18 protein-coding genes are annotated in these 20274 nt (G+C 62.8%); 12 read left to right on the forward strand and 6 right to left on the reverse strand.

Annotated elements, in window-relative coordinates; genetic code table 11:
• Positions 1-13 precede the first annotated feature (13 nt).
• Positions 14-1612 (forward strand): chaperonin GroEL, encoded by a 1599-nt coding sequence (gene groL / locus KRX51_RS02170; RefSeq protein WP_218361309.1) that lies wholly within the window; start codon positions 14-16, stop codon positions 1610-1612.
• A gap of 90 nt (positions 1613-1702) precedes the next feature.
• Here groL and KRX51_RS02175 read toward each other — a convergent pair whose 3' ends face one another.
• Positions 1703-2005 carry a WhiB family transcriptional regulator gene (locus KRX51_RS02175; protein WP_218361310.1) on the reverse strand — a complete coding sequence of 101 codons (303 nt, stop codon included), beginning with the start codon at positions 2003-2005 and terminating at the stop codon, positions 1703-1705.
• A 283-nt stretch (positions 2006-2288) separates the two neighbouring features.
• Here KRX51_RS02175 and shbA point away from each other — a divergent pair, with 283 nt between their 5' ends.
• Together shbA and KRX51_RS02185 are read left to right on the forward strand one after the other, a co-directional pair.
• The gene (shbA, locus tag KRX51_RS02180) at positions 2289-2858 is read left to right on the forward strand and encodes an RNA polymerase sigma factor ShbA (RefSeq protein WP_218361311.1); all 570 of its coding nucleotides are present in this window, start codon (positions 2289-2291) and stop codon (positions 2856-2858) included.
• Entirely contained in the window at positions 2855-3841 is a 987-nt protein-coding gene (locus tag KRX51_RS02185) for a hypothetical protein (RefSeq protein ID WP_218361312.1), read from the forward strand. Before shbA ends, KRX51_RS02185 begins: the two co-directional genes overlap by 4 nt.
• A gap of 20 nt (positions 3842-3861) precedes the next feature.
• Here KRX51_RS02185 and KRX51_RS02190 read toward each other — a convergent pair whose 3' ends face one another.
• Positions 3862-4245: a DUF5319 domain-containing protein gene (locus KRX51_RS02190; protein WP_370624982.1), complete on the reverse strand. Its 384-nt coding sequence runs from the start codon at positions 4243-4245 to the stop codon at positions 3862-3864.
• Between the two features lie 148 nt (positions 4246-4393).
• Here KRX51_RS02190 and guaB point away from each other — a divergent pair, with 148 nt between their 5' ends.
• The 6 genes from guaB (at position 4394) to KRX51_RS02220 (ending at position 11545) form a co-directional block, all read left to right on the forward strand.
• Positions 4394-5923 carry an IMP dehydrogenase gene (gene guaB / locus KRX51_RS02195; protein WP_218361313.1) on the forward strand — a complete coding sequence of 510 codons (1530 nt, stop codon included), beginning with the start codon at positions 4394-4396 and terminating at the stop codon, positions 5921-5923.
• A gap of 16 nt (positions 5924-5939) precedes the next feature.
• Positions 5940-7076: a GuaB3 family IMP dehydrogenase-related protein gene (locus KRX51_RS02200; RefSeq protein ID WP_218361314.1), complete on the forward strand. Its 1137-nt coding sequence runs from the start codon at positions 5940-5942 to the stop codon at positions 7074-7076.
• Positions 7077-7148: 72 nt separating this feature from the next.
• Positions 7149-8720, forward strand: a complete 1572-nt coding sequence (gene guaA / locus KRX51_RS02205; RefSeq protein WP_218361315.1) for a glutamine-hydrolyzing GMP synthase — start codon at positions 7149-7151, stop codon at positions 8718-8720.
• A 17-nt stretch (positions 8721-8737) separates the two neighbouring features.
• On the forward strand, positions 8738-9049 hold the full coding sequence (locus KRX51_RS02210) for an antibiotic biosynthesis monooxygenase (protein ID WP_218361316.1): 312 nt from the start codon (positions 8738-8740) through the stop codon (positions 9047-9049).
• 103 nt (positions 9050-9152) lie between these two features.
• The gene (locus KRX51_RS02215; RefSeq protein ID WP_218361317.1) at positions 9153-9962 is read left to right on the forward strand and encodes a hypothetical protein; all 810 of its coding nucleotides are present in this window, start codon (positions 9153-9155) and stop codon (positions 9960-9962) included.
• Positions 9959-11545: a DNA polymerase Y family protein gene (locus KRX51_RS02220; RefSeq protein ID WP_218361318.1), complete on the forward strand. Its 1587-nt coding sequence runs from the start codon at positions 9959-9961 to the stop codon at positions 11543-11545. Before KRX51_RS02215 ends, KRX51_RS02220 begins: the two co-directional genes overlap by 4 nt.
• Here KRX51_RS02220 and KRX51_RS02225 read toward each other — a convergent pair.
• Positions 11542-12264 (reverse strand): hypothetical protein, encoded by a 723-nt coding sequence (locus tag KRX51_RS02225; RefSeq protein WP_218361319.1) that lies wholly within the window; start codon positions 12262-12264, stop codon positions 11542-11544. The genes KRX51_RS02220 and KRX51_RS02225 overlap by 4 nt on opposite strands.
• A gap of 93 nt (positions 12265-12357) precedes the next feature.
• On the opposite strand from KRX51_RS02225, the gene KRX51_RS02230 reads away from it, so the two are divergent.
• Positions 12358-13416: a sucrase ferredoxin gene (locus KRX51_RS02230; RefSeq protein WP_218361320.1), complete on the forward strand. Its 1059-nt coding sequence runs from the start codon at positions 12358-12360 to the stop codon at positions 13414-13416.
• Between the two features lie 63 nt (positions 13417-13479).
• On the opposite strand, the gene KRX51_RS02235 is transcribed toward KRX51_RS02230, so the two are convergent.
• From KRX51_RS02235 to KRX51_RS02245, 3 genes are read right to left on the reverse strand one after another with little or no spacing between them, the layout of a single operon-like run.
• Positions 13480-14163 (reverse strand): methionine ABC transporter permease, encoded by a 684-nt coding sequence (locus KRX51_RS02235; protein WP_218361321.1) that lies wholly within the window; start codon positions 14161-14163, stop codon positions 13480-13482.
• On the reverse strand, positions 14160-15233 hold the full coding sequence (locus tag KRX51_RS02240; protein WP_218361322.1) for a methionine ABC transporter ATP-binding protein: 1074 nt from the start codon (positions 15231-15233) through the stop codon (positions 14160-14162). Before KRX51_RS02240 ends, KRX51_RS02235 begins: the two co-directional genes overlap by 4 nt.
• Complete coding sequence (locus KRX51_RS02245; protein ID WP_218361323.1) at positions 15223-16119, reverse strand: MetQ/NlpA family ABC transporter substrate-binding protein; 897 nt, start codon at positions 16117-16119, stop codon at positions 15223-15225. The genes KRX51_RS02240 and KRX51_RS02245 overlap by 11 nt, the downstream gene beginning before the upstream one ends.
• Before the next feature lie 178 nt (positions 16120-16297).
• Here KRX51_RS02245 and KRX51_RS02250 point away from each other — a divergent pair, with 178 nt between their 5' ends.
• Together KRX51_RS02250 and KRX51_RS02255 are read left to right on the forward strand one after the other, a co-directional pair.
• The gene (locus tag KRX51_RS02250) at positions 16298-19510 is read left to right on the forward strand and encodes an error-prone DNA polymerase (RefSeq protein WP_218361324.1); all 3213 of its coding nucleotides are present in this window, start codon (positions 16298-16300) and stop codon (positions 19508-19510) included.
• A 33-nt stretch (positions 19511-19543) separates the two neighbouring features.
• Entirely contained in the window at positions 19544-20239 is a 696-nt protein-coding gene (locus tag KRX51_RS02255; RefSeq protein ID WP_218361325.1) for a CPBP family intramembrane glutamic endopeptidase, read from the forward strand.
• Positions 20240-20274: the final 35 nt, after the last annotated feature.

A 20274-nucleotide genomic window follows, 5' to 3' on the forward strand; every position in this document is an offset into this window, starting at 1 on the left:
CGGCTATAACTGCATGTCCAAGCTTATTGCCTTTGATCAAGAGGCCCGCGAGGGCCTGAAGCGGGGCGTGGACACGCTTGCCGACGCTGTCAAGGTCACCCTGGGTCCCCGGGGTCGCTACGTAGTGCTGGATAAGGCGTTCGGTGGCCCGCTGGTCACCAACGACGGCGTGACCATTGCCCGCGATATCGACGTCGAGGAGCCCTTCGAAAACCTCGGCGCCCAGCTGGTGAAGTCCGTCGCCATTAAGACCAATGATGTCGCCGGCGACGGCACCACCACCGCAACCCTGCTCGCCCAGGCACTCATCCACGAGGGTCTGCGCAATGTTGCCGCCGGTGCGAACCCGATGGTGCTTGGCCGCGGTATTGCCGCTGCCGCTGAGCGCACCGTCGAGCTGCTGCAGGAGAAGGCCACCCCGGTGTCCGGCTCCGATGCCATCGCGCAGGTGGCCACTGTGTCTTCCCGCGACGAGCAGATCGGCGATATGGTCGCCGGCGCTATGGACAAGGTCGGCAAGGACGGCGTTGTCTCTGTTGAGGAATCCCAGTCGCTGAACGACGAACTGTTGGTCACCGAGGGTGTGTCCTTCAATAAGGGCTTCATGAGCCCGTACTTCGTCACCGACGTCGATTCCCAGCAGGCTGTGCTCGAAGACGCCCAGGTGCTGCTGGTCCGCGAGAAGATCTCCTCCTTGCCGGACTTCCTGCCGCTGCTGGAGAAGATCGCCGAGTCGGGCAAGCCGACCCTGATTATGGCCGAGGATATCGAGGGCGAAGCACTCTCCGCCCTGGTTATTAACGCCATGCGGAAGACCCTCAAGGTCGCCGCCGTGAAGGCCCCGTACTTCGGCGACCGCCGCAAGGCCTTCATGGATGACCTTGCTGTGGTTACTAACGCCAGCGTTGTTACCGCAGATACCGGTATGAGCCTGAAGGAAACCGGCCTTGAGGTGCTCGGCCAGGCCCGTCGCATCACCATCGCCAAGGACGAGACCGTCATCGTTGATGGTGCTGGTACCGCCGAGGCCGTGGAACAGCGCCGCGCCCAGATTCGCGCCGAAATTGAGCGCTGCGATTCGGCCTGGGACAAGGAGAAGCTCGAAGAGCGTCTGGCCAAGCTTTCCGGCGGCGTTGCCGTGGTCAAGGTTGGCGCAGCCACCGAGACCGAGGTCAACGAGCGCAAGCTGCGCGTTGAAGATGCCGTCAACGCTGCCCGCGCCGCGGTGCAGGAAGGCGTCATCGCCGGCGGTGGCTCCGTGCTGGTGCAGATCTCTAATGAGCTCGAGGCCTACGCCAACGAGTTCGAGGGCGACGAGGCCGTCGGTGTCTCCGCTGTGGCCAAGGCCCTCAAGCGCCCGGCGTTCTGGATTGCCGCTAATGGTGGCATCGACGGTGCCGTGGTTGTCCACCACATCTCCGAGATGGACAACGGTCACGGCTATAACGCCGCGACCGGCGAGTACGGCGACTTGATTGCTCAGGGTGTGATTGACCCGGTGAAGGTCACCCACTCCGCAGTGGTCAATGCCGCGTCGGTGGCCCGGATGGTGCTCACCACCGAGGTTTCCGTCGTCGACAAGCCGGAAGGCTCCGACGAGGACGACGACTAGTCACCCTCGCGTACCACGCAGTGAAACGCCCCGGCCGGGATATCTGGCCGGGGCGTTTGCGGTATGCCCGCCGGAATAAAAACCTGCGGGCTAGTTGAGTACTCGCTGGCGGCGCCGGGAGCGGGAACGCAGGTACTCATTGCGCTCGGACTCGCTCATGCCGCCCCAGATGCCGTAGGGCTCGCCTACGGACAGGGCATGCTCCCGGCACTGGACCAGGACCGGGCAGGACTGGCAGATGCTTTTCGCGCGCATCTCGCGCATCGCGCGGGCCCGACCACGCTCACCTTCGGGGTGGAAGAACACCGAGGAATCTTCGCCGCGGCATGAGCCGTGCAGCTGCCAATCCCAAACATCGGAGTTCGGTCCCGGGAGATGATCGATGTGGGTCATGGGTGCTCCTTCGCTGTGCAGTGGTCGCGCACTAGGGGCTCGGCGGTGGTCGAGTCTCTGCGGTGTCAACGCAGGCTAGTGTTCGCGTCGTATATGAACCGCTGGTTACATCAGTGCGACAACGGGGGAACCGTCGAGCGCAGTTCGCACGAACTTTGTGGCGGAGAAGGCCAGCACCCGGCGGTGAGCCCAGGCTTAATGACCGGGAATATTTTTATGCTTGCGTCAGTACTAGGATGATCTCAATCACAACAGCTTGGCCGTCAGAATAGATGGAGACGTTATGCGTGACGACGCGGATATCAGCGGCCTGGTGCCGCTGGCTGCCCGCGGCGATCGCGCTGCAGCTTCCCAACTGCTGGCAGCTATTCACCCACCAATCGTGCGGTACTGCCGCGCGCGCATGGGAAGTGATGGGCACACCGCCCCGGAAGATATCGCTCAGGAAGTATGTCTTGCGGTGCTGTCTGCACTGCCGGGGTACGAGGACCGAGGGCGGCCGTTTATGGCCTTCGTGTACGGCATTGCCGCGCATAAGGTGGCCGACGCCCACCGCTCCGGCGGGCGTGACCTAAGTCAGGCGATGGCGGATGTTCCGGACCAAATATCTGGGATGGGTACCCCCGAAGAGGATGTTTTATCTGCCGCAAGTAGTAACGATGTGCGTCGTCTACTCGATGCATTAAACGACAGGTCTCGCGACATAGTCATTTTGCGGGTGTTTGAGGGTTTGAGTGCCGAAGAAACAGGCGCGATTATCGGAACCACCCCAGGAGCTGTGCGCGTGGCCCAACATCGTGCGCTGATGAAGATGCGTGCGATTATTGAACGAGAAGCGGAGGAAACACGGTGAGTGAAAACCCCAACCGTGGCACCAGTGGCATTGAGCCGATCCCATCGGTCGAGGAGCTCGCTGCTGATGACGCATTCCTCACCGCTATTTCCGAAGGCGATGTGGCCGCCGGTGCAGGCGCTTATGGGACAGATTCTGCACTAGCTGAGATGATGATCGGCCTCTGCGATGAGGTCGACGCCGATATGCCGCCGACCCCGCACCTGCCCGCCGATTTCGGTCGGGCCACCGGCCCTGCAGGCAGCGCGGAAAAGACCGCCGAGCAGCCCAAGCGTGACGATAATGTTGTGCCGCTGCGCCAGCGGATGATGCCGGGTCGGCTCTCCTCTGCCGGTATCGGTGCTGCTGCCGCCGCCGTCGTGCTCGTCGGCGGGCTGGGCCTGATTAATAATGCAGAGCCCGGCAGTGCACTCTGGCCGCTGCGTGAGCAGCTGCAGGGGGATCAGTCATTGTCCGTGCAGTTGGCCTCGACTATTGATGAGGCTGATGCTGCTGCTGATAGTGGCGATAAGGAAAAGGCTGAGCGTCTGCTCGACCACGCCCGCGTGCTGCTGCAGCAGGTGCGTGCCGAAGACCGCGCCATGATGGAAGAACGCATGGAACGCGCCCAACAGAAGGTGCGCACCATTGTGGTGACCACCACCGTTGTGCGCGATGGCAGCACTACCGTCGTCACCGAACCGGCGAAGCCGGCGCGCACGGAAACAGTCACCGAAACCGTCACGGAAACCACCACCGAGGCCGCCGCCGTGCCCACCGCGCCCAATGCCGAGCCTGAGGATGCTGATAACGGCAGCCCGAGTACTCCGATGAGTTCGACCCGGTCAGCCCCGTCGAGCACGCAGGACAATTTTAGGGGCGGGGTTTCCAGGACCCCTGGTTTTCAGAATCAGGAGCAGCGCACCCCGGCTAGCGGATCGACTACGGTGCCGCCGCGCTCGGGTGGCTCATCCACCCAGCCGACCACTGAGTCGGCCGAGTAAGGCGCGTTTCGCCTGCAGAGCTAGGGACGCCGCCGCATCCGTGCGTCGGTGTAGCCCAAGCAGTAATCCCACGGGGCGTAACGGGTCACGTCCGGGTCGAATTCTGGCTCATGTACTGGTGACTGCTTGCCAGCGAGTAGCAGCAGGTAGTGGTTCTCCAACATTTCCCAGGTGTAGAAGTGCATCTGCTGGCAGTCTTCGCACACCATGCAGACCCCCAGGAACCCCACCGGGCTCATGGCAGCACGGAATTCACGGACGCACGCCAGATCGGTGCGAACTTCCTCTCGTTCTTGCTCAGTGAGAGGCTCGAAATGCTCCTCGGGCTCGAGTAGCCGGGAGGGGTCGTTCGGGTCGTCCTCGAAGGGATCACGCGGCATCGAGGACCAGAAGTCTCTGCTCACGCATAACACCGTAGCGGCCAGGTGGGTGTTAATGCACACAGCACTCATGCCGCCGTAGTAGCCCAAGCCGATAGCCCCACTGCCCGAGACCGCGCTGATGCGATTACTCTTGAGTCATTAGTGGCCGCAACCAGGAGGACTCAGCGCAATGACTAACCCCACCGGAATCAGCCTTGGCGGAGACGATCCCAATAAGATCCCGCTTGTAGGCCTGACGTTTGACGACGTTCTTCTCATCCCCGATGCTTCCGACGTCATCCCGTCCGCGGTGGACACCTCCTCACAGCTCACCCGCGAACTGCGACTGAATATGCCGATTATCTCCGCGGCAATGGACACTGTCACCGAGTCCCGGATGGCTATTGCCATGGCCCGCCAGGGCGGCATGGGCATCCTGCACCGCAATCTCTCCGTTGAAGCCCAGGCTCAGCAGGTGGAAAACGTCAAGCGCTCCGAGGCCGGCATGGTCACCGACCCGGTGACCTGTTCGCCGACCGACACCATCGGCGATGTTGACGCCAAATGCGCCCGCTACCGCATCTCTGGTCTGCCGGTCGTTGACGATAAAGGTGTCCTCGTCGGCATCTGCACCAACCGCGATATGCGCTTCGAGACCGATGAGAACCGCCCGGTTGCTGAGGTCATGACCGCTATGCCGCTGGTTGTTGCTGAGCACGGTGTCTCCAATGAGGAGGCCTTGCACCTGCTGCGCACCAATAAGGTCGAGAAACTGCCGATCGTTGATAAGGACGGCAAGCTCACCGGCCTCATCACGGTCAAAGACTTCGTCAAAAAAGACCAGTACCCCGACGCCGCCAAGGACAGCTCCGGTCGCCTGCTGGTCGGTGCGGGCATCGGCACCGGTGAGGATTCCTGGAGCCGTGCCTCCGCGCTTGCCGACGCTGGCGTCGACGTCCTTGTCGTCGATACTGCCCACGCACACAACTCCGGTGTGCTGGAGATGGTGAGCAAGGTCAAAAAGGAATTCGGCGACCGGGTGCAGGTCATTGGTGGCAACCTCGCCACCCGCGCTGCTGCCCAGGCCATGATTGAGGCTGGTGCCGACGCGATCAAGGTCGGTATCGGCCCGGGCTCCATTTGCACCACCCGCGTTGTTGCCGGTGTCGGTGCCCCGCAGATCACCGCCATCATGGAGGCCGCCAGCGTGGCGAAGAAGGCCGGGGTGCCCATCATCGCCGACGGCGGCATGCAGTTCTCCGGCGATATCGCCAAGGCCCTGGCAGCCGGTGCGTCGACTGTGATGCTTGGTTCCCTGCTGGCCGGCACCGCCGAGGCGCCCGGCGAGACCGTCGTCGTCAATGGCAAGCAGTACAAGATGTACCGCGGTATGGGCTCCCTGGGGGCCATGCAGGGCCGCGGGCTTACCGGCGAGAAGCGTTCCTTCTCCAAGGACCGCTACTTCCAGGCTGATGTGCTCAGCGAAGAAAAGCTCGTCCCCGAAGGCATTGAGGGCCGCGTGCCCTACCGTGGCCCCCTCGACGCCATCGTGCACCAGCTCGTCGGCGGTTTGCGTGCGGCTATGGGCTACACCGGTTCGGCCACTGTCGAGGACCTGCAGAACGCCAAGTTTGTGCAGATTACCGGCGCTGGCCTGCGGGAGTCGCACCCGCACGATATTCAAATGACCGTCGAAGCCCCCAACTACTACCAGCGGTAAAGGAATACTGTTAGCTATGCGCGATGTTGTTGAAATTGGCCACGGCCGCGAGGCCCGCCGCACCTATGGTCTTGAAGATGTGGCTATCATCCCGTCGCGGCGAACCCGCTCGTCGAAGGACGTAGACACCTCCTGGCGGATTGATGCCTACACCATGGACATCCCGGTGATGACCCACCCGACCGACGCTGTGGTCGGCCCGGACTCCGCCATTGAGTTCGGTCGCCTCGGCGGTCTGGCGGTGCTCAACGCCGAGGGCCTGTGGGCGCGCCATGAGGATGTGCCCGCCAAGATCGAAGAGGTCATCGACGCAGCCACCGAGCTCGATTCGAACCGTGGTGCCAATGCGGTGCTGCAGCAACTGCACTCCGCGCCCATTGATGAAGAACTGCTGGTGCGCCGGATTAAAGAGATCCGCGATGGCGGCGGGGTCAGTGCAGTGCGGGTCTCCCCGCAGCGGGCCCGCGAATTAACTCCGGCGATTACCGCAGCTGGGGCAGAGATTCTGATTATCCAGGGCACTCTCATTTCCGCCCAGCATGTCGCTGGTGATGGTGAGCCGCTGGACCTGAAGGACTTCATTGGTTCTTTGGAGATGCCCGTCATCGTCGGTGGTGTCGTGGATTACCGCACCGCCCTGCACATGATGCGCACCGGTGCTGCTGGCGTCATCGTCGGCACGGGCCCCACCACCACCCCAGAAGCGCTGGGTATTGAGGTGCCAATGGCCACCGCTATTGCCGATGCCGCCGCCGCCCGCCGGGATTACCTCGATGAGACCGGTGGCCGCTACGTGCACGTTATCGCCGATGGTGACTTCCAGACCGCCGGTGACGTCGCCAAGGCCATTGCATGTGGCGCTGACGCAGTTGCGCTGAGCGAACCACTGGCGATGGCGGCTGAAGCCCCGGGCAAGGGCTGGACCTGGCCGTCGGCAGCGGCGCACCCGCAGTTCCCGCGTGGTGTTGTCGAGCCGACCGAAAGCGCCCTGCTGGAAGAGCAGGACCGCCCCAGTATGGCCTCGCTGCTGTTCGGCCCGTCCACTGAGGCTTTCGGCACCAGCAATATCGTCGGCGGCCTCAAGCGCAGCATGGCTAAGTGCGGCTTTACCGACGTGAAGTCCTTCCAGAAGGTCGACCTGTCGGTGCGTTAGGGGCGCAGCACGAGGCGCATACAGCTCGAATAGCAGCCCGGCCGGGAAGCACCTGGCCTGGCTGCTATTCTTATGCGCGTGTCCGACCAGGTAAATCACCCCGTTCTCGTCGTCGATTTCGGCGCCCAGTACGCCCAGCTCATTGCCCGCCGTGTGCGAGAGGCCAACCTGTATTCAGAGGTCATCCCGCATACCGCCACTGCCGCGGAGATTAAGGCTAAGAATCCGCGTGCCTTGGTGCTCTCCGGTGGCCCGGCTTCTGTGCATACCGACGGTGCCCCCACCTTGGACCCGGAGGTGCTCGAACTCGGTATCCCCGTATTCGGCATCTGTTACGGCTTCCAGGCCATGACCCAGGCTTTGGGCGGCACTGTTGCCCCCACTGGTGAGCGCGAATACGGCCGCACTCAGCTCAGTGTCACCGAAGGCGTGTTGCATACCGACGCGCCACAATCCCACGAGGTGTGGATGAGCCACGGTGACGCGGTGACGCAGGCTCCTGATGGTTTCACCGTCACTGCCTCCACTAAGGGCGCCCCGGTTGCTGCTTTTGAGTGCGCCGATAAGCGGATGGCTGGTGTGCAGTACCACCCCGAGGTGCGGCATTCGCCCTATGGCCAGGGCGTGCTGGAACACTTCCTGCGCGATATCGCGGGCCTGGATGCGAACTGGACTGCGGCCAATATTGCCGAGGAGCTCATTGAGCAGGTTCGGGCCCAGGTCGGTGAGGGCCGTGCTTTGTGTGGCCTGTCCGGTGGTGTGGATTCGGCGGTGGCTGCCGCGATTGTGCAGCGCGCTATTGGGGATCGCCTCACCTGCGTGTTTGTTGATCATGGTCTGTTGCGTCAGGGCGAGCGCGAGCAGGTTGAGCAGGATTTCGTCGCCGCTACTGGTGCCCGGCTGATTACCGTGCACGACTCCGATATTTTCCTTGATGCCTTGGCCGGGGTGACTGACCCGGAGACCAAGCGTAAGACCATTGGCCGGGAGTTCATCCGGTCCTTCGAACGCGCTGTGGCCCAGGCTCTTGAGGGCGCGCCTGAGGGCGAAACCATTGACTACCTTGTGCAAGGCACCCTGTACCCGGATGTGGTTGAGTCCGGTGGTGGTTCCGGTACCGCCAATATCAAGAGTCACCATAATGTCGGCGGTTTGCCCGATGATGTTGAGTTCACCCTGGTAGAGCCGCTGCGTCTGTTGTTCAAGGATGAGGTTCGTGCGGTGGGCCGCGAGCTGGGCCTGCCGGAGGAGATCGTCGGCCGCCAGCCTTTCCCGGGCCCGGGTTTGGGTATTCGCATTATTGGTGCGGTTGATGCGGAGCGGCTGGACACTCTGCGTCGTGCCGATGCCATCGCCCGTGCAGAGATGACTGCGGCCGGTTTGGATGACACTGTCTGGCAGTGCCCGGTGGTGTTGCTTGCCGACGTTCGCAGCGTCGGCGTGCAAGGCGATGGCCGCACCTATGGTCATCCCATTGTGTTGCGCCCGGTGACCTCTGAAGACGCCATGACTGCGGACTGGACCCGCGTGCCGTATGAGACCTTGGAGAAGATCTCTACCCGCATTACTAATGAGGTCCCGGAGGTCAACCGAGTAGTGCTGGATATCACTTCCAAGCCGCCGGGAACGATTGAATGGGAGTAGAGGCTAGTCTGAGGCGTATGAGTATCGTTAAAATCAACGCCCTTACTGTGCCCGCCGACCACCGGCCCGAGTTGGAGAAGCGGTTCTCTGCTCGGGCCGGTGTCATTGATGGACAGCCCGGTTTCCTGGGTTTCCAGTTGCTGCGCCCCACTGCCGGTGAGGACCGCTATTTTGTGGTCACCCACTGGACTGATGAAGAGGCCTACGCGAATTGGCGTGATGGTGAAGCCCGGGCTGCGCACGCAGGTGAGCATGGCAAGCCTGTGGTGGAGGCCGCCAAGCTGCTGGAATTCGATGTTGTGATGGACGTTCCCGGCACCGAGGAATAACTCGCTTTTTCGCCTAGTGCAGCGGCGTTGACGCCCCCAAGCGATTCGAATACGATTTCGAAATAAGAAAACGTGTTCGAAAGCTGTGGCGGAGGGGGCGGCGATGGAAGCAGTACCGGATCTCTCCGGCCTGGACCGCAGCGATGCGATTGCTGCACTGCGTCGCTCCATGTCGCGCATCGCCGCTGTGCCCGACCTGCCCGCGCATTCCGACGTAGGCGCTGCCGGCGCTGGCGGCGCTAGTGCTGGCGGTGCTGCTGGCGCGCCAACTGGCCAGGCCAGTACGGGCCTGCAGAGTCGGTTCTTACCTGTTCCTGCGGCGCTGTCCGGGGTTCTCCACGGCGCCTTGGTGCGTGGTGCGGTCACCGAATTAGATACCCCGGGGACGTTGCTTGCCGGGATTGTTGCCGCTGTCACCGAATCCGGCGGGCATATCGCCATCGTGGGCCTACCAGGGTTTTTGCCTACCGCAGCCGCCGAACAAGGCGCGGACCTGAGTCGCATCCTGGTAGTGCCAGACCCAGGGGAGCGGCCCCTGGAAGTACTTGGCACTCTCGCCGATGGGGTGGACCTGGTGGCCGCGGCACTCAACCGCACCCCGCCACCCAGCTATGCCCGGCCCGTCCAGGCCCGGCTGCGTACTGCGGGGACCGCGTTGCTCTACCTGGGGCACAACTGGCCTGGGGCGGCGGCGCAATTATCCTCCCGGCTTATTGCGGTGCATGGCCTGGGACGCGGGCATGGCCGGATCAGGGCGCTGGAACACGAGGTCAGTGCCGCCATCGCCGGACGCGCCCCGCAGAGGGTTACGTGGGTAGTCGGTGCCGATACCGACCCGGTGGCACGAGCAGCCGCCACTGAGCCCCTTGACGGGTTCGACCGGGCAGCGCAGCAACTACGGATCGCACCATGACCACTCACCGGGTCATTGTGGTGTGGTTGCCGGACTGGCCGGTCCAAGCTGCCCGGCTGGCCGCCGGCGCCGAGGCGCATACTGCCTTAGCCCCGGCCGCGATCATTACCGGCAACCAGGTCAGTGCATGTTCCGCAGCAGCGCGCCGGGCCGGTATCCGCCGTGGCCATAGCCGTCGGTACGCCCAGGCCTCCTGCCCCCAAGTGCAGCTCACCGACGCTGATCCCACCCGCGATGCCGCCCAGTTTGAGCCAGTACTTGCTGGCCTATGCGATATCGCGGCCGGAGTGGAATCATTGCGCCCCGGCCTGGTTGCCGTATCCGCCTACGGCCCGGCGCGCTATCACGGCAGTGAGGACCGGGCGATGGAATTACTCGTCGATGCCGCCGCAATTGCCGGGGCGGATTGTCTTAGTGGGGTGGCCGATGACCTGGTCACTGCGGTGCTGGCGGCCAGGCGTGGGGTGCATGTGCCACCCGGGCAGACTGCCGCATTCATGCAGCATATTTCGCTTATCGAAGTCGCCGCAGAGACCGCACTGGGGTTGTCCGAGGACCTTGTTGAGATGTGGTCTCGGATGGGGTTGCGCACACTGGGGGATATCGCCGGGTTACCGGCTGCTGAGGTGGCGAACCGATTCGGCGCGCAGGGCGCGTACTGGCACCGGGTTGCCCGAGGAGACCATGGCCAAGGTGTATCTGCGGCACCCGCCACAGTCGATCTCAGTGTGCAATACCGCCCGGAAGAGCCAGTACACCGCGTCGATACCGCAGCGTTTATTGCCCGCAGCTTGGCTGGCCAGCTGCACCACAGTCTGCGCGAGGCCGGGTACTGCTGCACCCGGTTGGCGGTATCAGCCGAACTCACCGATGGCGCCCGCTTGCGCCGAGTGTGGCGCTGCACAGGCCCGTTGACTGAGGCCACCACCGCTGACCGGGTGCGGTGGCAACTCGACGGGTGGCTCACTGAGCGCCGGGCGGGTACTGCCTGCACAGATAGTGATAGCGCCGATGAGCCCGGCGGCATTGTGGAATTACAGCTTGAGCCGCTCGACGTGAACGTCGCCGGGGATATCCACGAGGCCTTGTGGGGTGGGCCTGATGGCGCTGCCCAACGTGCGGAACGCGCCGCGATACGAGTGCAGGGTCTGCTTGGGCCAGATGCGGTGCGCCGGCCTGTCACCGTCGGTGGCCGGGGGCCCCAAGAGCGCGTCGCCCTTGTCCCCGTAGGTGAGGAAGCCCCGGCGGAATCTGGCCCGTGGCCTGGTGCGGTGCTTGCGCCATCACCACCGCTGACGCACCCATCGGCCCAGGTGCAGTTGCTGGGGGATGCTGACAACCCCATTGCGGTGACCGGGCGGGGCATGTTGACCGACCAACCCACAGCGCTGCTGCGCGGTGCACAGACACTGCCGGTGACCGCCTGGGCTGGGCCGTGGCCCATTGATGAGCGCTGGTGGGTGCCCGATGGTGCGCACCGGGCAGCCCGGATGCAGGTGGTGGTCGACAATAAAGGCGCGCCCGAGGCTTATTTACTCATCGGGCATAAAGGCAAGTGGCGTATCGAAGGCGCGTACCGCTAGTCGTGCTTGATATCAATAACGATGCGCTGTGGGTCTTTCAGGTGGAATACCCGGAAGGGGCGCTTAGAGCCCTTAATCGAAATGAGGTACTGGGTGCGGCCCTCGAAAATATTATGACCGGAGACCTCCACCACAGCATCAGTAGTGGTGGGGGTCAACGTACCGGCGGTCAAATCCTGAATGCCGAGTTCGAAGGGGTAGCCCGTACCGGACAGATGTACCATCAGCGCCTGGTCGCCGGGGTGGGCAATGGGCATCCCGGAACCGTCCTGGGCGGGGGTGTCGGTATAGCGCACATCCCAGCCGGCCCCATCAGCACCATCGAATTCAAAGACAACGCGGTCGTAGTCCTCATGCGCGCCGACGCGCACGTCGGTAATGCCCAGACCAGTGGTCAGGGGGCGCTGGTTGGAGGGGGAGCGAGAAAACTCCTTATCCTTGGGCTCGTCCGGGTCCAAGGTGACCGTGGTGGTCTGCGTTTTGGTGCTGGTGGTCGACTCGGTGCTCGTGCTGGTGCCGGTATTGGTTGTGGTCTCGGTGACCGTTTCTGTTTCCGTTTCGGTCGACGGGTCGACATCACGCATAGACACCGCTTGTTCGCCCTGCTCCGGCTGGGCCGGTTCATTATCGGCGCAGGCGGCGGTGAACGCCACACAGGCAACCAGGGGCACGGCAGTTATCAGCCTCATCATGTGGGTCCAACTCGTCTGCTGCGTCATGCCCAAAACCGTAGGCATAGTGGTATGCCCGACGCAATTAATGCCAGGTAGAGGCACTGAGCCAGTGGAATAACCTTGTTAGGCTTACAACTTATGAACGACTGCACCGATCCGGCAGAGTCTGCCTGCGCGCCCCAACCCACCCCAGGTCAGCGGCGCGGGGTGAATACTGCTGAGGAGTGCAGCACCGCCTCCGATAGTTGTGATACCCCCACCCGGCGCCCCGCGCGGGCGAAGGCGAAATCAGCACGACCGCGCCCCGAAGGCTGCTCTGACCGAGACGCCGAACCACTTGCCGGCACGGCCAAATCCGCCACGCTATTTATCGCCCTGGAATACCGGGCCGGCTGGAGTCGCGACATTCTTGATGGGGGAGTGTTCGGCGAGGCCGAGTCGAAGGAAATCTCCCGGTGGCTCAAAGAACGCGGCGCGCAATTGCAGCTCATCCGACGTCCCGGCCGCGCCGGGCAGCGCCGTGGCGACGATGATGATGGCCAGCGGGTGGTGTTTATTTCGCACTGCAGCCCCAACCAACCCGGCGGCGCCTGGATGGAAACCCGCACGGTCAGCGGTATTGCGGAGCTGATGAGCCTCGATATCCGCCACGGCAAGCCCACCGCTGGTGCCCATATCACCGGAGAGCCCTTATTGCTGGTGTGCACCCACGGCAAACGGGATAAATGCTGTGCGCTCAAGGGCCGCCCGGTGGCCGCGGAATTACACAGCAAACACGGTGATCGGGTCTGGGAAACCTCCCATTCCAAAGGCCACCGCTTCGCCCCGACGATGTTGCTGATGCCGTGGAACTACTCCTATGGCCGGATCAGTATCGCAGAGACCGATGCAGTGGTGCATGCTGCAGCTAATGAGCGCCTTGAGTTCACCGGCTGTCGGGGCCGGGGTACCTGGAAACCTCGGGGGCAGGTCGCTGAGCTGGCCGCCCGGCGGTTTATTGGTTCGCGCGGTTTAGATGATGTCATCGAGGTCACCGACACTGATACGGCAGTGGTGGTGCGTTTCCGTTCCGGTAAACGCTGCGCGGTGCAGTTAGAACAAATCGTCACCGACGCGGTGATCTCCAGCTGCGGGGATAATCCGAAACCACAAAAGGGCTGGGTGGCTACTGAAGTCACTGTGCTGCCGCCGAGGTAGGGAACATAAAAACGGGCCACCGGAGGAAAACTCCGGTGGCCCGTGTGGGGTTGTTCGACGTGGTTAGCGGCGCATGACGCGCTTAGCCAGGTAGTTGCCCAGCAACTGCGCGGCCTGCACGATAAGCACGATGACCAGGGTGGTTACCAGGGTCACATTCCAGTCGAAGGCACGGTAGCCGTAGACGATGGCGAAGTTACCCAAACCGCCGCCGCCGATATATCCGGCCATGGCCGACATATCCACCACGGCGATGAAGGCGAAGGTGTAGCCCAGAATCAACGGCCCCAGCGCCTCCGGCACGATGACCGTGCGGATAATGCGCCACGGTGAGGCGCCCATAGCGCGAGCGGCCTCAATAATGCCCGGGTCAATGGACATCAGGTTCTGTTCCACCAGGCGTGCCACAGCGAAGGAGGCAGCCACCGACATCACGAAGATGGCGGCCTCAGTGCCGATAGTAGAACCCACCACCTGCACCGTGATGGGGCCCATGGCGGTGACCAAAATGATGAACGGAATCGGGCGGATGAAGTTCACCAGCACGTTCAGGGCCGTGTTGAACGGTCCGGACGGCATGATGCCGCTGCGGCGACTGATGTAGAGCAACACACCCAAGGCCAGGCCGACGATGCCACCGATGAGCATGGTCAAACCGACCATCCACAGGGTTTCACCGAAGGCTTCGACCATGCGGGGACGCAACTGGTCCCAGTTGGTGTCGGCGGCGAGAACTAATTGGTTCATGCCAGGACCTCCGTTTCGGTGTACTGCTTCCAGGCGGCAATAACCTCATCCAGGGCACCACGGTCAGCGGGCTCATCATTGCGGTTGGTAAGCCGCAGGGTGAGCCGGCCGAAAGCGTGGGCCTGCACGTTGGTCACTGAGCCGTGGGCGACAGACGCATCCAGGCCGTGCTCGGCGGCGACGCCCATCAACGTGGTCAACGGAACTGTGTCGTCGATCCGCACCGTCACCAATGCTGCCTTGTCCGCGTTGACGCGAGCCGAATCCAGCTCGCGGCCTTCGGGACGGTCACGCAGCGCAGTGGCGGTGAACCGGCGGGCGGTTTCGGTCTGCGGGTTGGCGAAAATATCGTGCACCGAACCCTGCTCGACCACTCGGCCACCATCCATGACCGCTACTTCGTCGGCGATGGCGCGCACCACCGACATCTCGTGGGTAATGAGGATGATGGTCACACCGAGGTCCCGGTTTACCTGACGCAGCAGGGCCAGCACCTCAGCGGTGGTCTCCGGGTCGAGCGCGGACGTCGCCTCGTCGGCAAGCAGCAGGCGGGGGTTGGTCGCCAGCGCACGGGCAATGCCCACACGCTGCTTCTGACCACCCGAGAGTTGCTCGGGGTAAGCGTCGCCGCGGTTACCCAGACCAACGAACTCGAGGAGTTCCTGGACGCGGGCTTTGCGTTCTTTACTGCTCGCCCCGGTCAGCTCTAGGGGGTAGGCGACATTGCCTGCCACCGTGCGCGAGCTGAACAGGTTGAACTGCTGGAAGATCATGCCGATCTCCCGGCGGATACTGCGCAGCTGGCGCTCACTCATGCCGACGATATCGGTGTCATCGAGCAAGATCTTGCCTTCAGAGGCGCGCTCTAGCCCGTTGACCAGTCGAATCAACGTGGACTTGCCGGCGCCGGAATAACCGATGACGCCAAGGATCTTGCCCGACTCGACCTTGAGGGAGACATCGTTGACTGCCTCGGTGGCTGCTTTGCCGGAGCCGAAGACCTTTGTGACGTTCTCAAAGCGGACGGTAGTGCCGCCGGTGGCGGCTGTTTGTGCGGGCTTACTCGCCATTGGGGTTTTCTCGCGCGTCTTCCTCAGCGCGGTCCAGGATCTTCTGCAGATCTTCGGGGCTGCGCTCCACCGGCACGGAGGTACCGCGGGAATCGCGTTCAACGGCGGCGAGGACTTCGGGGTCGTGCCACAGCTTCACCAGGGTCTGCAGGTCCTTGTTGTCCTTATTGGCCTCGGTGGTGACGAAGACGTTGATGTACGGCTCGGCTGCGGGGTCTTCCGGATTGTCCTCGTAGATGGAGGAGTTCGGGTCGATGCCCGCACGATCCAGGAAGGTGTTGTTGATGATGGCGGGCTTGCCCTCGCCGTAGGCCAGGGTGGTCTGGGCGGCATCGACCGGGGTGACCTTCACCTTGGAGGCATCCTCGTCGATATCCAGCGGGGAGGGGTTGGAGACCGAGTCGTCGGTGAGCTTCAGCAGACCGGCGGAGGCCAGCACGTTGATGGCGCGACCCTGGTTGGTGGAGTCGTTCGGGATGGCGACCTCGGTGCCCTTCTTGATCTCGTCAACAGAGTCACCGCCCTTCCAGAACAGGGCCAGGGGCACGATCTCGGTGGAGCCGATCGGCACCAGGTTTTCGTTGGCGCCAACGTTGTACTGGGCGAGGTACTTCAGGTGCTGGAAGAGGTTGACGTCCAGCTCGCCCTCAGACAGGGCGGTATTGACCGGCGGGTACTCGGCGAACTCGACGACGTCGAGGTCGATGCCGGCATCGTCGGCCTTCTCTTCGAAGACGGACCAAGCTTCCTTTTCGCGGTCGGTGGTGCCGATGCGGATGGTGTCGCCTTCTGCAAGAGCTTCCGGTTCATCAGAGCCGCAGGCAACTAGGCCAGCAGCGGTGACGGCTAGCGCGGCGCTAGTTGCTGCGATACGTCGCAGGTTCATGGTGTCTCCTTGTATTTGTAGCTGGCCGGGGTGTGGTTGGCGATAAAACCAGCCATATAGACCGAGCTGTCTCTTCGTGTGGGGGCCACTGTATCAGGCGTGCCGATATGTCCAAAACCGCATTGTTCATTAGAACAAGTGTTTGCATAGTGTCCAGGTGCTGCTTAGGCTTAACCGCATGGGAGGGGACACACCGCATAGCAATGACGCCGGGCCACTGTCGTGGTCACGGATTGAACGCATCCTGTCCGGCCGTGCCGTAGGCACTATCGCCCCGGGCTATGGCGTCAATGGCATGCGAAGCAACCATCAGCGCCGCCCCCTCACAGTGGTCGAACCCCCTGCTGAGCGGGGTAAATCTCAAAGTGCTCAGCATTGTGCTGTCGAATTGCACTGCCGCTCGTCGTACTCATTCCTGCATGGCGCAGCCGACCCCGTCGACCTGGTTGCAGAGGCTGTCCGGCTGGGATTGCGTGCAGTGGGAATAGCTGACCGGGATGGTTTTTATGGGGTTGCCCGCTTCGCTGAGGCCGCCGCTGAGGCTGGTATCGCCACCCTAATCGGGGCCGAACTATCCCTACCGCAGGCTCCGTTAACGGTTTTAGCCCGTGGTCCAGAGGGATATCGCCGGTTGAGTCAGGCGATCACCGCAGCCCACCTCGCGCACCGCGATAAGGACCGAGTGGACTACCCGCCTCTGGCCGAACTGGGCGCAGCCGCCGGCGGGCAGTGGTGCGTACTTGCCGACGTAGCGTGGCTGCCCCAGCTCACCGAGCTCATCGACGCTTTTGGTGCCGAGCATGTGGTCCTTGAACACCGCATCCGGCTTGAGCCTGCCGACGCTGACGCCGCCGAGCAGCTCACTGCCGCCGCCACGAGGCATGGCGTGCGTCTCGTGGTGAGTTCCGCAGCCACGTGCGCAAGCCCTGCTCAGGCCCGCCTGGCCGCAGCGAAACATGCACTACACGAGCGAGAATCACTCGACACACACGCCTGTGCGCTGCCGCCGGTCGGCGGTACCTGGCTGCGTTCACCAGAAGAGTTGGCCCAATGTGCCGGGCATATTCCAGGGGCCCTGGAAAATACTGCTGAACTGGCCCGCGAATGCGCCTTCACGCTTGACCTCATTGCCCCGCAGCTGCCGGCCTGGGATGTGCCCGACGGGCATGATGAATCCAGTTGGTTACGTCACCTCACCTACGCCGGGGCCCAGCGCCGCTATGGCGCCCGTGCGCAAGCCCCCGCCGCGTGGGAACAGCTTGACCGCGAACTCGGCATTATCGACCAGCTGGGCTTTCCCGGTTATTTCCTGATCGTCCACGACATCTGCGAGTTCTGTCGGAGCACCAATATTTTGGCGCAGGGGCGCGGATCGGCGGCTAATTCTGCTGTCTGCTTTGCCTTGGGCATTACCAATGTGGAGCCGATTGCCGCCGGCTTGCTCTTCGAAAGATTCCTCTCTGCCGAGCGGGACGGGCCGCCCGATATCGATCTGGATATTGAATCGGGCCGCCGCGAAGAAGTTATCCAGTACTGTTACCGCCGCTACGGCCGCGATAATGCAGCTCAGGTCGCCAACGTCATTACTTACCGACGTCGGGGTGCGCTGCGCGATGCTGCCCGGGCCCTGGGGCACCCACCTGGGCTGGTTGACGCGTGGGTACATGGCATTGCTGAACCTCCTGCGGATGTGGCGCAGCTTGCCGACGGTTTCCGCGGCCAACCGCGGCATTTGGGTATTCACTCCGGTGGCATGGTGATTTGTGATCGGGCCATTGCCGATGTGGTGCCTGTGGAATGGGCTCGGATGGCAGATAGATCTGTGGTGCAGTGGGATAAGGATGATTGCGCCGCCGCCGGGCTGGTGAAATTCGACCTGCTGGGCTTGGGCATGCTCGAAGCCATTCACCACTGCATGGACCTGGTTGCCACCCACCGGGGCCGCGAGATCGAACTGCACACCATAGATATCTCCGAGCCTGAGGTCTACGCCATGCTCGCCCGCGCCGATGCTGTGGGTGTATTCCAGGTTGAGTCGCGTGCCCAGATGGCCACATTGCCGCGGCTGCGCCCCCGCGAGTTTTTCGACCTTGTCGTACAAGTCGCCCTCATTAGGCCCGGGCCGATTCAGGGCGGCAGCGTGCACCCCTATATCCGCCGCCGCAATGGACTTGACCCGGTCACCTTTGATCACCCCGTGCTGAAGAAATCCTTAGGAAAAACCCTGGGCATACCCCTATTCCAGGAACAGTTGATGCAGATCGCAGTCGACGCTGCCGGGTTCACTGGCGCTGAGGCCGATGCGCTGCGCCGGGCAATGGGATCGAAGCGGTCGAAAGAACGCATGGAACAACTGCACACCCGCTTCCTGCAGGGCCTGCGCGATACCAACGGCATCACCGGGGACGTAGGGGACCGGCTGTGGGACAAAATCGTGGCCTTCGCCGCCTACGGGTTCCCCGAATCCCACGCCCAGTCATTCGCGTCCCTGGTGTATTTTTCCGCCTGGTTTAAGTACCACTACCCAGCAGAGTTCTGCACTGCACTGCTGCGCGCCCAACCGATGGGTTTCTACTCGGCGCAGTCATTAGTAGCTGACGCCCGCCGCCACGGGGTGGGCTGCGATGGGGCCAGTATTAATGACTCCCTCGTTGTAGCGGATTGCCCCAACGGGCGAATCCGGCTGGGGCTGTCCTCGGTGCGTGGACTTAGCAAAGAGGCAGCGCAGCGCATCGTAACTGCCCGCGATAGCGATGGCGGTGGGCCCTACACCAGCCCCGCTGACCTGGCTAGACGTGCAGATCTTGGGGTCAAGCACCTAGAAGCACTCGCGCACGCCGGGGCGATGGAATGCCTCGGCCTGGACCGTCGGCAAGCCCTGTGGGCGGCTGGGGTGGCTGCCACCGAAAACGCCGGCATGCTGCCGGGACTTACTGTGGCCACAGCACCAGCGCTGCCGGGGATGAGTGAGTTCGAACTTGCCGCCGCCAACCTAAGTGGCCTGGGAGTTACCCCAGATGAGTACCCGGTGGCGGCGCTGCGCGGAGAACTTGCTGCCGCTGGAGTGGTGCCCGCAGCTGAGCTCAACACCTTGCCGGACTGCAGCCACGTGTGGGTTGGGGGAGTCGTCACCCACCGGCAGCGCCCAGGTACCGCCGAGGGCACCATTTTCTTAGGCGTTGAGGACGAGACCGGGCTTATGAACGTGTTGTGCTCTCCGGGGTTGTGGGAGCGCTACCGGGTCACCGCCACCACAGAGCGAGCACTGGCTATTCGTGGTGTGGCGCAGAACGCTTCAGGTGCGGTGACGATCATCGCCGATAAACTCATTCCGCTACGTGAGATGGTGAGCTCTCCTGTTGTCGCAGGTAAGAGCCGGGATTTTAGGTAGGTAGTCATGAAAGATGCCCGGTATCGTGTACGCATGCACACTGCACCGGGGACGCACACGTTTGACCGACCAGTATCCGGCAAGGACGCCGCCATCCTTATCGGCGCCTTTATGCTGTCGCTGGTTGCAGTAGCCGGTGTCGCCGCAGTGTTACTCACCATCTTTGGCTCCGCGGCTGTTCCTTATGTCCTGCCATTAGCCGGGGCTATCCAGTTAGTGCTGTGTGGGATTGCGATCCGGCTACGCGGGTGGACTATCCGTGAACTCGGTTTCGTACGGCCCGCTCATGGTTGGTTGCGACTGCTCTGGCAAGTGCCGCTGGCCTGGGTGGTGGCACTCCTGGTGACCGTGGTGGTGCACCCACTGCTTTTCGACAATCCCACCGACTCCAGCTCAAAAACGATCAGCGCTAGCCTTGCCGCGGGCCCCGGGCTGGCAGTGGCCGTGTTCATTGTCGCCGTGGTGGTCGCCCCGCTGGTAGAGGAGATCGTTTTCCGACGTCTCATCTACGCCTTGCTGGAGCGACGCTTCGGTGTGATCGTGGCAGCGCTTGGTTCCGCTGTGCTGTTCGGCCTGATCCACGTCGAACCGCAGGCCATTTTGATGATCTCCTTCCTCGGTATCGCCATGGCTCTGCTGGTGCGGCATAACCGCAGCTTGTGGCCCTCGGTGTGCCTACATGCACTCAATAACGCAATCGCGGTCACAGCATTATTGATCATGCTCTAGGTGCGGGAAAACGGTGTCGGCACGTCTTTTAGAAT

Source organism: Corynebacterium sp. TAE3-ERU12, from assembly GCF_019209905.1.
Lineage (GTDB): Bacteria > Actinomycetota > Actinomycetes > Mycobacteriales > Mycobacteriaceae > Corynebacterium.

Coding starts and splice junctions, on each gene's coding strand:
- groL (WP_218361309.1), top strand. CDS start 14: ATGTCCAAGCTTATTGCCTTTGATCAAGAGGCCCGCGAGGGCCTGAAG.
- KRX51_RS02175 (WP_218361310.1), bottom strand. CDS start 2,005: ATGACCCACATCGATCATCTCCCGGGACCGAACTCCGATGTTTGGGAT.
- shbA (WP_218361311.1), top strand. CDS start 2,289: ATGCGTGACGACGCGGATATCAGCGGCCTGGTGCCGCTGGCTGCCCGC.
- guaB (WP_218361313.1), top strand. CDS start 4,394: ATGACTAACCCCACCGGAATCAGCCTTGGCGGAGACGATCCCAATAAG.
- KRX51_RS02200 (WP_218361314.1), top strand. CDS start 5,940: ATGCGCGATGTTGTTGAAATTGGCCACGGCCGCGAGGCCCGCCGCACC.
- guaA (WP_218361315.1), top strand. CDS start 7,149: ATGCGCGTGTCCGACCAGGTAAATCACCCCGTTCTCGTCGTCGATTTC.
- KRX51_RS02210 (WP_218361316.1), top strand. CDS start 8,738: ATGAGTATCGTTAAAATCAACGCCCTTACTGTGCCCGCCGACCACCGG.
- KRX51_RS02215 (WP_218361317.1), top strand. CDS start 9,153: ATGGAAGCAGTACCGGATCTCTCCGGCCTGGACCGCAGCGATGCGATT.
- KRX51_RS02220 (WP_218361318.1), top strand. CDS start 9,959: ATGACCACTCACCGGGTCATTGTGGTGTGGTTGCCGGACTGGCCGGTC.
- KRX51_RS02225 (WP_218361319.1), bottom strand. CDS start 12,264: ATGACGCAGCAGACGAGTTGGACCCACATGATGAGGCTGATAACTGCC.
- KRX51_RS02230 (WP_218361320.1), top strand. CDS start 12,358: ATGAACGACTGCACCGATCCGGCAGAGTCTGCCTGCGCGCCCCAACCC.
- KRX51_RS02235 (WP_218361321.1), bottom strand. CDS start 14,163: ATGAACCAATTAGTTCTCGCCGCCGACACCAACTGGGACCAGTTGCGT.
- KRX51_RS02240 (WP_218361322.1), bottom strand. CDS start 15,233: ATGGCGAGTAAGCCCGCACAAACAGCCGCCACCGGCGGCACTACCGTC.
- KRX51_RS02245 (WP_218361323.1), bottom strand. CDS start 16,119: ATGAACCTGCGACGTATCGCAGCAACTAGCGCCGCGCTAGCCGTCACC.
- KRX51_RS02250 (WP_218361324.1), top strand. CDS start 16,298: ATGGGAGGGGACACACCGCATAGCAATGACGCCGGGCCACTGTCGTGG.
- KRX51_RS02255 (WP_218361325.1), top strand. CDS start 19,544: ATGCACACTGCACCGGGGACGCACACGTTTGACCGACCAGTATCCGGC.